Consider the following 13,191-nt stretch of genomic DNA (forward strand, 5'->3'; position numbering starts at 1 on the left):
ATTCCCTCCTTATCCTAACAGTTCTTCTACAGATTTTCCACGAAGCTTCGCAACCTCTTCAGCACGCTTAAGTTCACTTAAGCCTTGAAGTGTTGCACGAATCATGTTGATCGGTGTGTTAGAACCTAAAGACTTAGAAAGGATGTCAGCTACACCAGCAAGCTCAAGTACCGCACGTACAGGGCCTCCAGCGATAACTCCAGTACCTTCAGAAGCAGGTTTTAACAAGATGTTACCTGCACCGAAACGTCCGATGATTTCATGTGGAATTGTAGTTCCAACCATTGGTACTTCAATTAAATTCTTTTTCGCATCTTCAACAGCTTTGCGGATCGCTTCTGGTACTTCTTGTGCTTTACCAGTACCGAATCCTACGTGTCCGTTTTTGTCACCGACAACGACTAGAGCTGCGAAGCGGAAACGACGACCACCTTTAACAACTTTCGCTACGCGGTTAACCGTAACTAAGCGTTCTTCTAACTCTAATTTGCTTGGGTCAATACGACGCATAATCATGTGTCCCTCCTTCTTTTATTAAAATTTAAGTCCAGCTTCACGAGCGGCATCAGCCAAAGCTTTTACACGTCCATGGTATAAGTATCCGCCACGGTCAAATACTACGTCAGAAACGCCTTTTTCAGCAGCGCGTTTTGCAACTAATTCTCCAACTTTAGCAGCAGCTGAAGTATCTCCAGTGCTTTCAACGTTCAAGTCTTTATCGAGAGTAGATGCACTAGCAAGTGTTACACCATTTACATCATCGATGATTTGAGCGTAAATGTGCTTGTTTGAACGGAAAACGTTAAGACGCGGTCTTTCAGCAGTACCAGAAAGTTTAGCGCGAACACGAGCGTGTCTTTTAAGACGAGCAGCATTTTTGCTAGTTTTCGTAATCATCTAGGTCACTCCTTTCTTCACTTTAAGCGATCTTACTTAGCAGATTTACCTTCTTTACGGCGAACAACTTCACCTTCGTAGCGGATTCCTTTACCTTTGTAAGGCTCTGGAGAACGGACAGCGCGAATGTTAGCAGCAATAGCTCCTACACGTTCTTTGTCTGTACCTTTAACGACTACTTTAGTTTGAGAAGGAACTTCGATATCGATGCCTTCTTCAGGGACGATCTCAACAGGGTGAGAGTATCCAACGTTTAAAACAAGTTTATTTCCGGATTTAGACGCACGATAACCGACACCGACTAATTCCAAACCTCTTTCAAATCCTTTAGATACGCCTTCCACCATGTTGCCAAGCAGACTGCGAGTCGTACCATGCAGGGCACGGTGCTCTTTTTGATCAGAAGGACGAGCGACTGTAAGCACATTGTCCTCTATTTTAATCTCCATATCAGGGTGAAACGTACGAGTTAATTCTCCTTTTGGTCCTTTCACAGCTACAGTATTGTTATCGTTTAACGTTACTGTAACATCAGAAGGAATCTCAAGTAGCTTCTTACCTACACGAGACATACCAAACACCTCCATTCATGTTAAACTTTTTACCAAACGTATGCTAATACTTCTCCACCAGCTTGTTTTGCACGGGCTTCTTTGTCCGTTAAAACGCCATGTGATGTAGAAAGAATTGCGATTCCTAGACCGTTAAGTACACGCGGTACTTCATTAGATTTAGCATAAACACGCAAACCAGGTTTGCTGATTCTTTTAAGACCAGTGATTACGCGCTCGTTATTTTGTCCGTATTTCAAGAAAACGCGGATGATACCTTGTTTACTGTCTTCTACGAACTCAACGTCACGAATGAAACCTTCACGCTTTAAAATTTCAGCAATTTCTCTTTTCAATTTAGAAGCAGGAATTTCAAGCTTCTCATGACGTACCATGTTTGCATTACGAATACGAGTCAGCATATCTGCAATTGGATCTGTCATAACCATTATATAATTACCTCCTTCCCTTTCTTGGGGATTACCAGCTGGCTTTTTTCACGCCAGGAATTTGTCCTTTATATGCAAGCTCACGGAAACAAATACGGCAAAGTTTAAATTTACGAATGACTGAATGCGGACGTCCGCAGCGTTCACAGCGAGTGTACTCTTGTACTTTAAACTTTGGTGTACGTTGTTGTTTCGCAATCATTGACTTCTTAGCCACGATTTCGCCTCCCTTTCATTGATTATTTCTGGAACGGCATACCTACTTGAGTTAATAGCTCACGAGCCTCTTCATCAGAATTAGCAGTCGTTACAATAACGATGTCCATTCCGCGAACCTTTGTTACTTTATCGTAGTCAATTTCAGGGAAGATTAACTGTTCTTTGATACCAAGTGTGTAGTTACCGCGACCGTCGAAAGATTTTTTAGAAACCCCGCGGAAGTCACGTACACGCGGTAAAGATACAGAAATAAGTTTATCAAGGAAATCATACATGCGCTCTCCGCGAAGAGTTACTTTCGCACCGATAGGCATTCCTTCACGAAGACGGAATCCAGCAATTGATTTCTTCGCACGAGTAACGACAGGTTTTTGACCTGCGATAAACGTTAATTCTTCAACAGCACTGTCGATTGCTTTTGCGTTTTGAACAGCGTCACCAACACCCATGTTGATTACGATTTTTTCAATTTTAGGCACTTGCATAACTGAGTCATAGTTGAACTTAGTCATTAAAGCAGGTGCAATTTCTTTATTGTACTTTTCTTTAAGGCGGTTCATGAGATAGACCTCCCTTCCTTTAATACTATTTATCTAGAACTTGCCCAGATTTTTTTGCTACACGAACTTTTTTGCCATCTTCCACTTTGTATCCTACGCGAGTCACTTCACCTGTTTTAGGATCGAGCGGCATAACGTTTGATACATGAATTGGCGCCTCTTGATTAGAAATACCGCCTTGAGGGTTAGCTTGAGTTGGTTTAGAGTGTTTCTTTACCATGTTAACACCTTCAACTAAAACGCGGTCCTTTTTAGGGAAAGCAGCAAGGATTGTTCCTTGTTTGCCTTTATCTTTACCAGAGATAACCATAACTTTATCGCCTTTTTTTACATGCATCCTGATCGCACCTCCTTGAATAAGGCATTTATTTCATTAGATAACTTCTGGAGCTAGAGAAACAATTTTCATAAAGTTGTTTTCACGCAATTCACGAGCAACTGGTCCGAAGATACGAGTTCCACGCGGGCTCTTGTCGTCACGGATGATAACACATGCATTCTCATCGAAGCTGATGTATGAACCGTCACTTCTGCGCGCTCCGCTTTTAGTGCGAACGATAACAGCTTTTACGACTTCACCTTTTTTGACAACGCCTCCTGGTGTTGCTTGTTTAACCGTGCAAACAATTACATCACCAATGTTAGCTGTTTTACGACCAGAACCACCAAGAACTTTAATAGTAAGTACTTCACGTGCGCCAGAGTTGTCAGCTACTTTTAAACGAGTCTCTTGTTGAATCATTATTTGTTACCTCCCTTCGGAAAAAAGAATTCCGAACTTTATTAGATAATAACAGCTTCTTCGACAACTTCAACTAGACGGAAACGCTTAGTTGCAGACAATGGACGAGTTTCCATGATCTTTACGATGTCACCGATTTTCGCTTGATTATTTTCATCATGTGCTTTGAATTTCTTTGAGTATTTTACGCGTTTACCGTAAAGTGAATGTTTCTTGTATGTTTCAACAACAACAGTGATGGTTTTATCCATTTTGTCAGAAACAACACGGCCTTGGTAAACTTTGCGTTGGTTACGTTCGCTCATGCTCACGACCTCCCCTCAGTGATTATTTATTAGCAGCAATTTCTCTTTCACGAATCACAGTTTTCATGCGCGCGATAGCTTTGCGCACTTCACGAATGCGAGCAGTATTTTCAAGTTGTCCTGTCGCTAATTGAAAGCGAAGATTGAAAAGTTCTTCTTTAAGAGACTTTACTTTTTGTTCAATTTCAGCAGTGGTAAGGTCACGAATTTCATTAGCTTTCATTTGATTCACCACCAATTTCTTCACGTTTTACGAACTTCGTTTTAATTGGCAATTTGTGAGATGCAAGACGAAGTGCTTCACGAGCAACCTCTTCAGACACACCAGAAATTTCAAATAAAACTTTGCCCGGTTTTACAACAGCTACCCAACCTTCTGGAGCCCCTTTACCGGATCCCATACGTACCTCAAGTGGTTTAGCAGTGTAAGGTTTAGAAGGGAAAATTTTGATCCAAACTTTACCGCCACGTTTCATGTAACGAGTCATCGCAATACGGGCAGCTTCGATTTGACGGTTAGTGATCCAAGAAGCTTCTAGAGCTTGGATACCGAACTCACCGAAATGTACTTCAGTACCGCCTTTCGCACGGCCACGCATTTTTCCGCGATGCTCTCTGCGATATTTAACGCGTTTAGGTAATAACATATTATTTTCCTCCTTCCTCAGTTTTCTTCTTAGTAGGAAGAACCTCTCCACGATAGATCCAGACTTTTACACCAAGCTTACCGTAAGTAGTGTCAGCTTCAGATGTTGCATAGTCAATGTCCGCACGTAATGTGTGCAATGGAACAGTTCCTTCACTGTAGTATTCAGAACGAGCGATATCTGCACCGCCAAGACGACCAGAAACCATTGTTTTCACACCTTGTGCTCCAGCACGCATTGTGCGTTGGATTTGTTGTTTCTGCGCACGGCGGAAAGATACACGGTTTTCTAATTGACGAGCGATGTTGTCAGCAACTAGCTGTGCATCAAGATCTGCTCTTTTGATTTCAAGAATGTTAATGTGTACACGCTTGCCAGTAAGGCTGTTAAGGGCTTTACGAAGTGCTTCAACTTCAGAACCGCCTTTACCGATAACCATACCAGGCTTAGCTGTGTGGATCGTAATGTTAACACGATTTGCTGCGCGTTCGATTTCAACTTTAGAAACAGAAGCGTCAGAAAGTCGTTTGCTAATGTATTCACGAATTCTTAAATCTTCGTGCAGGAAGTCAGCGTAATCTTTACCAGCGTACCACTTAGATTCCCAATCACGAATGACTCCGATACGAAGACCGACTGGATTTACCTTTTGACCCACTACTTATCCCTCCTTCTTTTCTGATACAACGATTGTAATGTGGCTCGTACGTTTGTTGATTTGGCTCGCACGTCCCATAGCACGTGGGCGGAATCTTTTTAACGTAGGGCCTTCGTCAACGAATGCTTGAGAAATAACCAGGTTGTTAGCGTCCATTTCATAGTTATGCTCAGCATTTGCAATAGCGGATTTTAATACTTTCTCGATAATTGGAGAAGCAGCTCTCGGTGTTAGGTTCAAGATTGACACTGCTTCACCTACTTGCTTGCCTCGAATCAGGTCCATTACTAGACGTGCTTTACGAGGAGCAATACGGACTGTTCTTGCAACAGCTTTAGCTTGCATTTAAAAGCCTCCTCTCTTAGCGTCTTGTTTTTTTGTCATCACTAGCATGACCTTTGTACGTACGAGTTGGAGCGAATTCACCCAACTTATGCCCTACCATATCTTCAGAGATGAATACAGGCACGTGTTTACGTCCGTCATAGACTGCGATTGTGTGACCAATAAACTGTGGGAAAATAGTAGAACGACGAGACCAAGTTTTTACGACTTGTTTCTTGTCTGTTTCATTTAATTTCTCGATTTTTGTCATCAAGTGTCCATCGACAAATGGTCCTTTTTTCAAGCTGCGAGCCATTTTGGAACCTCCCTTCGTGATTGCACTACGGTCCGAAGTGAACCGTAGACAACCCCGTTATTTATTTTTGCGACGACGTACGATAAATTTATCAGATTTGTTCTTTTTCTTACGTGTCTTGAATCCAAGAGTTGGTTTGCCCCATGGAGACATTGGTGATTTACGTCCGATTGGCGCACGTCCTTCACCACCACCGTGTGGGTGATCGTTAGGGTTCATTACAGAACCACGAACTGTTGGACGGATGCCTTTCCAGCGAGAACGTCCAGCTTTACCAATGTTGATAAGTTCGTGCTGTTCGTTACCTACTTGACCGATAGAAGCACGGCAAGCAGAAAGAATCATGCGAACTTCTCCAGAGTTAAGACGTACAAGAACGTATTTACCTTCTTTACCAAGAACCTGAGCAGATGTACCAGCTGAACGTACAAGCTGTCCGCCTTTGCCAGGTTTTAATTCAATGTTATGCACAACTGTACCAACAGGGATGTTGATAAGTGGAAGTGCATTACCTACTTTGATGTCAGCTTCTGGACCTGACATGATTTCAGTACCCACTTGAATTCCTTTTGGAGCAAGAATGTAACGTTTTTCTCCGTCTGCATAGTTGATTAGAGCGATGTTAGCTGAACGGTTTGGATCGTATTCAACTGTAGCAACGCGTCCAGGTATACCATCTTTATCGCGTTTGAAGTCGATAACACGGTATTGGCGTTTATGTCCGCCACCTTGGTGACGTACAGTCAATTTACCTTGGTTGTTACGTCCGCCTTTTTTGTGAAGGGGAGCAAGCAAGGATTTTTCCGGCTTGTCAGTCGTGATTTCAGCAAAATCTGAAGTTGTCATGCCACGACGTCCATTAGAGGTCGGTTTATACTTTTTAATCGCCATTTTGAATTTCCCTCCTTCTTTTTACAGATAATTAAGCTTCAAAAATTTCGATTTCTTTGCTGTCTGCAGTAAGTTTTACGATCGCTTTTCTGCGACGGCTAGTCATACCAGTGTAGCGTCCAACACGTTTTGATTTACCTTTGTAGTTCATAATGTTGACTTTGTCAACTTTCACTCCAAAGATGCTTTCAACCGCGTCTTTCACTTCTGTTTTGTTAGCTCTTACATCAACTTCAAAAGTATATTTCTTTTCAGCCATTAAATCAGCAGAACGTTCAGTAATGACGGGGCGCTTTAGAACATCACGAGGATCTTTCATTATGCAAGCACCTCCTCTACTTTTTCAACCGCTGCTTTTGTAATCAGAAGCTTCTCGTGGTTGACAACGTCTAAAACGTTGATTCCGTTAGCTTCAACTACAGTAACTCCAGGAATGTTGCGAGCAGATAAAGCTACTGCTTCGTTAGCATCTGCAGTTACGATTAAAGCTTTTTTCTCAACAGATAATCCTTTAAGGATAGCTGCCATTTCTTTTGTTTTAGCCGTATCAAGAGTAAGATCTTCAAGTACGATGATGTTGTTGTCGTTTACTTTAGAAGACAATACTGATTTGATTGCCAAGCGGCGAACTTTTTTAGGTAATTTATAAGAATAGCTGCGTGGTGTTGGGCCGAATACGACACCACCTCCGCGCCATTGCGGTGAACGGATAGAACCTTGACGGGCACGTCCAGTACCTTTTTGACGCCATGGTTTACGACCTCCGCCGCGTACTTCAGAACGATTTTTTACTTTGTGAGATCCTTGACGTAAGGAAGCTCTTTGCATAAGAATAGCGTCGAATACAACACTTTCATTTGGCTCAATTCCAAATACAGAAGCGTTTAATTCGATGTCACCAGCAGTAGAACCGTTTTGGTTGTATAATGCTACTTTTGGCATGATCAATTTCCTCCTTTCCTAAGAGAGTTATTTAGATTTAACAGCACTTTTAACAGTGATTAAAGATTTTCTCGCACCAGGTACGTTACCTTTGATCAAAAGAAGATTGCGTTCCGCATCAACTTTTACGACTTCAAGGTTTTGAACAGTGATCTGCTCTCCGCCCATACGTCCAGGTAATAATTTACCTTTGAATACACGGTTAGGATCTACAGGTCCCATTGAACCAGGACGACGGTGGTAGCGTGAACCGTGAGACATAGGTCCGCGAGATTGTCCGTGGCGCTTGATCGCACCTTGGAAACCTTTACCTTTAGATACTCCTGTTACATCTACAATTTCTCCAGCAGAGAAAATTTCAACCTTGACTTCCTGACCAACTTCATACGCATCCATTTCCACTCCGCGTAATTCTTTTACGAAGCGCTTAGGAGCAGTTTCCGCTTTAGCAACGTGTCCTTGTTCAGGTTTGTTAGAAAGCTTTTCGCGCTTGTCGTCAAAACCAAGCTGGATTGCTTCGTAGCCGTCGTTTTCAGCTGTTTTCTTTTGGAGAACAACGTTCGGAGCAGCTTCAATAACAGTTACCGGAATAAGATCACCGTTTTCTGCGAATACTTGCGTCATACCAATTTTTCTTCCTAAGATTCCTTTGGTCATTCGTCACACCTCCTATTAAGATCATTCTATATTTTAGAATTAAAGTTTAATTTCGATATCGACACCAGATGGTAAGTCTAATCGCATGAGCGCATCAACAGTTTGTGGTGTTGGGTTCACAATGTCGATTAAACGTTTATGTGTACGCATTTCAAATTGCTCACGAGAATCTTTGTATTTGTGCACCGCACGAAGGATTGTGTAAACTGATTTTTCAGTTGGCAACGGAATCGGACCAGATACGCTGGCACCAGAACGTTTTGCCGTTTCAACAATCTTCTCTGCAGATTGATCAAGGATTCTATGATCATATGCTTTCAAACGAATACGAATTTTTTGTTTTGCCATTATTTTCCCTCCTTTTCGCCTACTTCACGTTAGACAGTTCTCCGTGAGAAAAACCTGAACACCTTGCCATGGCAAAGCGGCCGGGTGTGTCAGCAACCTCTCACTTCATCGCAGTCAAAGACCAACATACACCATTATACAGAAAATAGACGTATGTTGCAAGACTTATTTAGAATATGCATGATTTGCACACTTTTAGTATTATACAGGTGTTTTTCTTATTTATCAAGAAGCGAGTGAATAAGGGAATTTTCTTCTATCATAAGTGGTACACTGCGTGTTTACTCAGAGTATTGGCAAATAATGAAGGCTCCTCGATATGCGGCGTGTGGGCGGAGTTTTTAAAATAATGCCAGCGCTTTTCGGGAGCATCCACAAACAGATAATACTGTTTCGATGTTTCAGCAGGAACGATCAAATCATGTCTCCCCGAAATAAAAAAGCTCGGTACTTTAATAGAAGAAACTGATTTAAATGCATCAAAACGAAATAAGTCATCAGTTAAATACTTTGCGCTGAAAAGCTGTCCTCTGATGAAACGAGAGATGTTTTTTATTCCATACTCATTTCCAGCAAGCAACTGACACAATACTGTAAGAATGTGCCGGCGATGATGAGTGAATCCTCCCCTGCTCAGTTCAATACAGACTCGAAAGATGAAGTGCTGAATTTTCTTGTTCCAAGGTGGAGGGCCGAGTAAGCCTAAGGCTACTGAAAGAAAGCGATTTGTCTTGCGCAGAGAATCATAGGCCGTTTTTTCTTCCAGCTGAGTATTAGTCACCTGACTGATTCCATAATAAGCGTGAAAAAGATCCGGCCTCTCTTGCAGAACATGAAGAGCCAGCAGCGAACCCCAAGAATGTCCTGCAAGGTACACTTTTGGTTTTGAAAAATAATTTAAGAGCCATTCAGTAACTTGAATAGTGTCTTTAATGATTTGACTGATTGTCATTGAACTCTGCGGAATCTGTTTAGTATAGGAAAGACCTGAACCCCTTTGATCCCAATTTACAACTGTAAAGTGCTGTTCCAGTTCCTTTTGATAGCTCCTGATAAATCCGATTTGGGATGCTCCGGGTCCACCATGTAAAAAAAGCAGCAATGGGTTCGCTATATCATTTCCATTGATCATGAGCATTTGCTTCGTATTTTCGATCCTCAGTTTTTTCATGAAAGAAATTGATGTGTTTTCACTCATAACCCATAGCTCCTCAAATAAGATAAACCTTATTATACAAGCAAACAAAAAAGTACACAAAAAAACGAGACCCAAAGGATCTCGTTTTCAATATACTATTACTCAGTGATTGTAGAAACAACGCCTGAACCAACAGTACGTCCGCCTTCACGAATAGAGAAACGAGTTCCTTCTTCGATAGCGATTGTAGAGATAAGCTCAACGTTCATTTCAGTGTTGTCTCCAGGCATAACCATTTCTACGCCTTCTGGAAGATGGATGATACCAGTTACGTCAGTTGTACGGAAGTAGAACTGAGGACGGTAGTTAGAGAAGAATGGAGTATGACGTCCACCCTCTTCTTTAGAAAGAACGTAAACTTCAGCTTTGAATTTGCTGTGTGGAGTGATTGTACCTGGTTTAGCAAGTACTTGACCACGTTGGATATCTTCACGAGCTACACCGCGAAGAAGGGCTCCAATGTTGTCTCCAGCTTCAGCGTAATCAAGAAGCTTACGGAACATTTCAACACCAGTAACAGTTGTTTTGCTGTTTTCTTCTTGAAGACCGATGATTTCAACTTCGTCACCGACTTTAACTTGTCCACGCTCAACACGTCCAGTAGCAACTGTACCACGACCAGTGATTGAGAATACGTCCTCAACTGGCATCATGAATGGTTTTTCAGTGTCACGTTCTGGAGTTGGGATGTACTCATCAACTGCATCCATAAGTTCGAAGATTTTAGCTTCGTACTCAGCATCTCCTTCAAGAGCTTTAAGAGCAGAACCTTTGATAACTGGTACATCATCACCAGGGAAGTCGTATTCGCTAAGAAGATCGCGAACTTCCATTTCAACTAGTTCAAGAAGCTCTTCGTCGTCTACCATGTCGCATTTGTTTAAGAATACAACGATATATGGTACACCAACGTTTTTAGAAAGAAGGATGTGCTCACGAGTTTGTGGCATTGGGCCATCAGCAGCAGATACTACTAGGATAGCTCCGTCCATTTGCGCAGCACCAGTGATCATGTTTTTAACATAGTCAGCGTGTCCTGGGCAGTCAACGTGTGCATAGTGACGAGTTTCAGTTTCATACTCAACGTGTGCAGTAGAGATTGTGATACCGCGCTCACGTTCTTCTGGTGCACCATCAATTTGATCGTACGCCATAGCTGTACCTTTACCAGATTTCTTATGAAGTACTGTTGTGATAGCAGCAGTTAAAGTTGTTTTACCATGGTCAACGTGTCCAATTGTACCGATATTGGCATGTGATTTGGAACGGTCGAATTTTTCTTTAGCCATTCTAAAATCCTCCTTAAGAGCTTTTAATTAGTAATGTATAGAGTGATAGGAAGTGAAAGAAAGCTTTCACTTCCTCATCTTACAATAGTAGTTATACTTGAGTTAAGAGGCAAAATCAATTATTCGCCTTTATTTTTTTTGATAATTTCTTCAGCAATGCTCTTCGGCACTTCTTCGTAGTGATCCATGTGCATAGTGAACGTACCACGACCTTGCGTGTTAGAACGAAGGGCAGTAGCGTAACCGAACATTTCAGCAAGAGGAACCATCGCACGAACAACTTGCGCGTTACCGCGAGCTTCCATACCTTCTACGCGTCCGCGACGAGAAGTAACATCCCCCATGATATCTCCCATGTATTCTTCAGGAATAACCACTTCTACTTTCATGATTGGTTCAAGAAGAACTGGGTTACATTTGCTGACTGCATTTTTCAATGCCATAGAAGCTGCAACTTTAAATGCCATTTCGTTTGAGTCAACATCATGGTAAGATCCATCAAAAAGTTTTGCTTTAATGTCGATAAGCGGGAATCCAGCTAATACACCATTTTCAAGTGAATCTTCTAGACCTGCTTGAACAGCTGGGATGTATTCACGAGGAACAACCCCACCGACAATCGCATTTTCGAATTCAAAGCCAGCGCCTTCTTCGTTTGGTTCGAATTCAATCCAAACGTGACCGAACTGACCGCGTCCACCAGACTGACGTACGAATTTACCTTCAACTTTTGCACCGGAACGGAATGTTTCACGGTACGCAACTTGAGGAGCACCAACGTTAGCTTCTACTTTGAATTCACGCTTCATACGATCAACAATGATATCAAGGTGAAGCTCACCCATACCAGAGATGATTGTCTGACCAGTTTCCGGGTTTGTTTGAGTACGGAATGTTGGATCCTCTTCAGCAAGTTTTGCTAAAGCGATACCCATTTTATCTTGGTCAGCTTTTGATTTAGGCTCAATTGCAACGTCGATAACTGGTTCTGGGAATTCCATTGATTCAAGGATAACTAGATCCTTTTCATCACATAGAGTATCTCCAGTAGAAGTATCTTTTAGACCTACAGCAGCTGCGATATCTCCTGCATATACAGTAGAGATTTCTTCACGGCTGTTGGCGTGCATTTGAAGGATACGTCCAACACGCTCACGTTTGCCTTTAGTTGAGTTTTTCACGTATGAACCAGAATCAAGTGTTCCAGAGTACACACGGAAGAACGTCAGCTTACCAACGTAAGGGTCAGTCATAACTTTAAATGCTAATGCAGAGAATGGCTCGTCATCAGAAGAATGACGCTCAATCTCTTCATTTGTATCAGGACGTATACCTTTGATTGCAGCAACGTCTGTTGGTGCAGGAAGGTAGTCAAGAACAGCATCAAGCACTAATTGAACACCTTTGTTTTTGAAGGCAGAACCAACAAGAACTGGGTAGAATTCAACATTTAAAGTACCTTTACGGATACCTGCTTTTAACTCGTCAATAGTGATCTCTTCACCCTCAAGGTATTTGTCCATAAGCTCTTCATCAAGCTCACATACAGCTTCAATGAGGCTGTTGCGAAGCTCTTCAGCTTGCTCTTTGTACTCTTCAGGGATTTCCTTCGCATCAGAACGAGTTCCGAGATCATCTTCGTAGAAATACGCAACGTTTTCTACTAGGTCAATGATACCTTCGAAGTTGTCTTCAGCGCCGATCGGCAATTGAATTGCATGAGCGTTAGCTTGAAGACGATCTCTTAAAGTTCCTACAGAGTAAAGGAAGTCTGCACCGATTTTGTCCATTTTGTTGACGAAAACGATACGCGGTACTCCGTAAGTTGTTGCTTGACGCCAAACAGTTTCTGTTTGAGGCTCAACGCCAGACTGTGCGTCAAGTACAGCAACAGCACCATCAAGTACACGAAGAGAACGTTCAACTTCAACTGTGAAGTCTACGTGTCCTGGAGTATCGATGATGTTTACGCGGTATCCTTTCCACTGTGCAGTTGTCGCAGCGGAAGTGATTGTGATACCACGTTCTTGTTCCTGCTCCATCCAGTCCATTTGTGAAGCTCCTTCATGAGTTTCACCAATTTTGTGGATACGACCAGTATAGAACAAGATACGTTCTGTAGTAGTCGTTTTACCGGCATCAATGTGAGCCATGATCCCGATATTACGAGTTTTGTCTAAGGAGAACTCTCTTGCCAT

At 42.2% G+C, this 13,191-nt stretch carries 22 protein-coding genes; all 22 read right to left on the reverse strand.

The genetic code is table 11. From position 1 onward, the window contains the following. Positions 1–9: 9 nt before the first annotated feature. Complete coding sequence (gene rpsE / locus ACQVGS_RS21350; RefSeq protein ID WP_003156493.1) at positions 10–510, reverse strand: 30S ribosomal protein S5; 501 nt, start codon at positions 508–510, stop codon at positions 10–12. Between the two features lie 24 nt (positions 511–534). Beyond that, entirely contained in the window at positions 535–897 is a 363-nt protein-coding gene (rplR, locus tag ACQVGS_RS21355) for a 50S ribosomal protein L18 (protein ID WP_044153410.1), read from the reverse strand. 32 nt (positions 898–929) lie between these two features. Next, on the reverse strand, positions 930–1,469 hold the full coding sequence (gene rplF, locus ACQVGS_RS21360; protein WP_010332777.1) for a 50S ribosomal protein L6: 540 nt from the start codon (positions 1,467–1,469) through the stop codon (positions 930–932). A gap of 29 nt (positions 1,470–1,498) precedes the next feature. Then, positions 1,499–1,897 carry a 30S ribosomal protein S8 gene (rpsH, locus tag ACQVGS_RS21365; protein ID WP_010332776.1) on the reverse strand — a complete coding sequence of 133 codons (399 nt, stop codon included), beginning with the start codon at positions 1,895–1,897 and terminating at the stop codon, positions 1,499–1,501. Positions 1,898–1,928: 31 nt separating this feature from the next. Next, positions 1,929–2,114 carry a 30S ribosomal protein S14 gene (gene rpsN, locus ACQVGS_RS21370; protein ID WP_003156488.1) on the reverse strand — a complete coding sequence of 62 codons (186 nt, stop codon included), beginning with the start codon at positions 2,112–2,114 and terminating at the stop codon, positions 1,929–1,931. A 22-nt stretch (positions 2,115–2,136) separates the two neighbouring features. Further along, positions 2,137–2,676 (reverse strand): 50S ribosomal protein L5, encoded by a 540-nt coding sequence (rplE, locus tag ACQVGS_RS21375; RefSeq protein WP_044153413.1) that lies wholly within the window; start codon positions 2,674–2,676, stop codon positions 2,137–2,139. A 25-nt stretch (positions 2,677–2,701) separates the two neighbouring features. Further along, on the reverse strand, positions 2,702–3,013 hold the full coding sequence (gene rplX / locus ACQVGS_RS21380) for a 50S ribosomal protein L24 (RefSeq protein WP_003156486.1): 312 nt from the start codon (positions 3,011–3,013) through the stop codon (positions 2,702–2,704). A gap of 36 nt (positions 3,014–3,049) precedes the next feature. Next, on the reverse strand, positions 3,050–3,418 hold the full coding sequence (gene rplN, locus ACQVGS_RS21385) for a 50S ribosomal protein L14 (RefSeq protein ID WP_003225805.1): 369 nt from the start codon (positions 3,416–3,418) through the stop codon (positions 3,050–3,052). A gap of 41 nt (positions 3,419–3,459) precedes the next feature. Further along, a complete protein-coding gene (gene rpsQ / locus ACQVGS_RS21390; protein WP_003178345.1) occupies positions 3,460–3,723 on the reverse strand; it encodes a 30S ribosomal protein S17 in 264 nt (87 codons plus the stop codon). 22 nt (positions 3,724–3,745) lie between these two features. Next, complete coding sequence (gene rpmC / locus ACQVGS_RS21395; protein WP_003156482.1) at positions 3,746–3,946, reverse strand: 50S ribosomal protein L29; 201 nt, start codon at positions 3,944–3,946, stop codon at positions 3,746–3,748. Continuing rightward, positions 3,936–4,370: a 50S ribosomal protein L16 gene (rplP, locus tag ACQVGS_RS21400; protein ID WP_003225801.1), complete on the reverse strand. Its 435-nt coding sequence runs from the start codon at positions 4,368–4,370 to the stop codon at positions 3,936–3,938. The genes rpmC and rplP overlap by 11 nt, the downstream gene beginning before the upstream one ends. A gap of 1 nt (position 4,371) precedes the next feature. Then, positions 4,372–5,028 carry a 30S ribosomal protein S3 gene (gene rpsC, locus ACQVGS_RS21405; RefSeq protein WP_010332773.1) on the reverse strand — a complete coding sequence of 219 codons (657 nt, stop codon included), beginning with the start codon at positions 5,026–5,028 and terminating at the stop codon, positions 4,372–4,374. A 3-nt stretch (positions 5,029–5,031) separates the two neighbouring features. Further along, entirely contained in the window at positions 5,032–5,373 is a 342-nt protein-coding gene (gene rplV / locus ACQVGS_RS21410; protein WP_003156475.1) for a 50S ribosomal protein L22, read from the reverse strand. Between the two features lie 16 nt (positions 5,374–5,389). After that, complete coding sequence (gene rpsS, locus ACQVGS_RS21415) at positions 5,390–5,668, reverse strand: 30S ribosomal protein S19 (RefSeq protein WP_003156472.1); 279 nt, start codon at positions 5,666–5,668, stop codon at positions 5,390–5,392. 57 nt (positions 5,669–5,725) lie between these two features. Continuing rightward, positions 5,726–6,559: a 50S ribosomal protein L2 gene (gene rplB, locus ACQVGS_RS21420; RefSeq protein ID WP_003225795.1), complete on the reverse strand. Its 834-nt coding sequence runs from the start codon at positions 6,557–6,559 to the stop codon at positions 5,726–5,728. A 31-nt stretch (positions 6,560–6,590) separates the two neighbouring features. Then, positions 6,591–6,878 carry a 50S ribosomal protein L23 gene (gene rplW / locus ACQVGS_RS21425; RefSeq protein WP_003225793.1) on the reverse strand — a complete coding sequence of 96 codons (288 nt, stop codon included), beginning with the start codon at positions 6,876–6,878 and terminating at the stop codon, positions 6,591–6,593. Further along, positions 6,878–7,501 (reverse strand): 50S ribosomal protein L4, encoded by a 624-nt coding sequence (gene rplD, locus ACQVGS_RS21430; RefSeq protein WP_003242004.1) that lies wholly within the window; start codon positions 7,499–7,501, stop codon positions 6,878–6,880. The genes rplW and rplD overlap by 1 nt, the downstream gene beginning before the upstream one ends. A gap of 27 nt (positions 7,502–7,528) precedes the next feature. Next, positions 7,529–8,158: a 50S ribosomal protein L3 gene (gene rplC, locus ACQVGS_RS21435; protein WP_059291697.1), complete on the reverse strand. Its 630-nt coding sequence runs from the start codon at positions 8,156–8,158 to the stop codon at positions 7,529–7,531. A 39-nt stretch (positions 8,159–8,197) separates the two neighbouring features. Further along, positions 8,198–8,506 (reverse strand): 30S ribosomal protein S10, encoded by a 309-nt coding sequence (gene rpsJ / locus ACQVGS_RS21440; RefSeq protein ID WP_003156464.1) that lies wholly within the window; start codon positions 8,504–8,506, stop codon positions 8,198–8,200. A gap of 259 nt (positions 8,507–8,765) precedes the next feature. After that, positions 8,766–9,704, reverse strand: a complete 939-nt coding sequence (locus ACQVGS_RS21445; RefSeq protein ID WP_185848350.1) for an alpha/beta fold hydrolase — start codon at positions 9,702–9,704, stop codon at positions 8,766–8,768. Positions 9,705–9,802: 98 nt separating this feature from the next. After that, positions 9,803–10,993: an elongation factor Tu gene (gene tuf / locus ACQVGS_RS21450; RefSeq protein ID WP_010332768.1), complete on the reverse strand. Its 1,191-nt coding sequence runs from the start codon at positions 10,991–10,993 to the stop codon at positions 9,803–9,805. 119 nt (positions 10,994–11,112) lie between these two features. After that, positions 11,113–13,191, reverse strand: a complete 2,079-nt coding sequence (gene fusA, locus ACQVGS_RS21455) for an elongation factor G (RefSeq protein WP_095714790.1) — start codon at positions 13,189–13,191, stop codon at positions 11,113–11,115.

This window comes from Bacillus sp. SD127 (assembly GCF_058566445.1).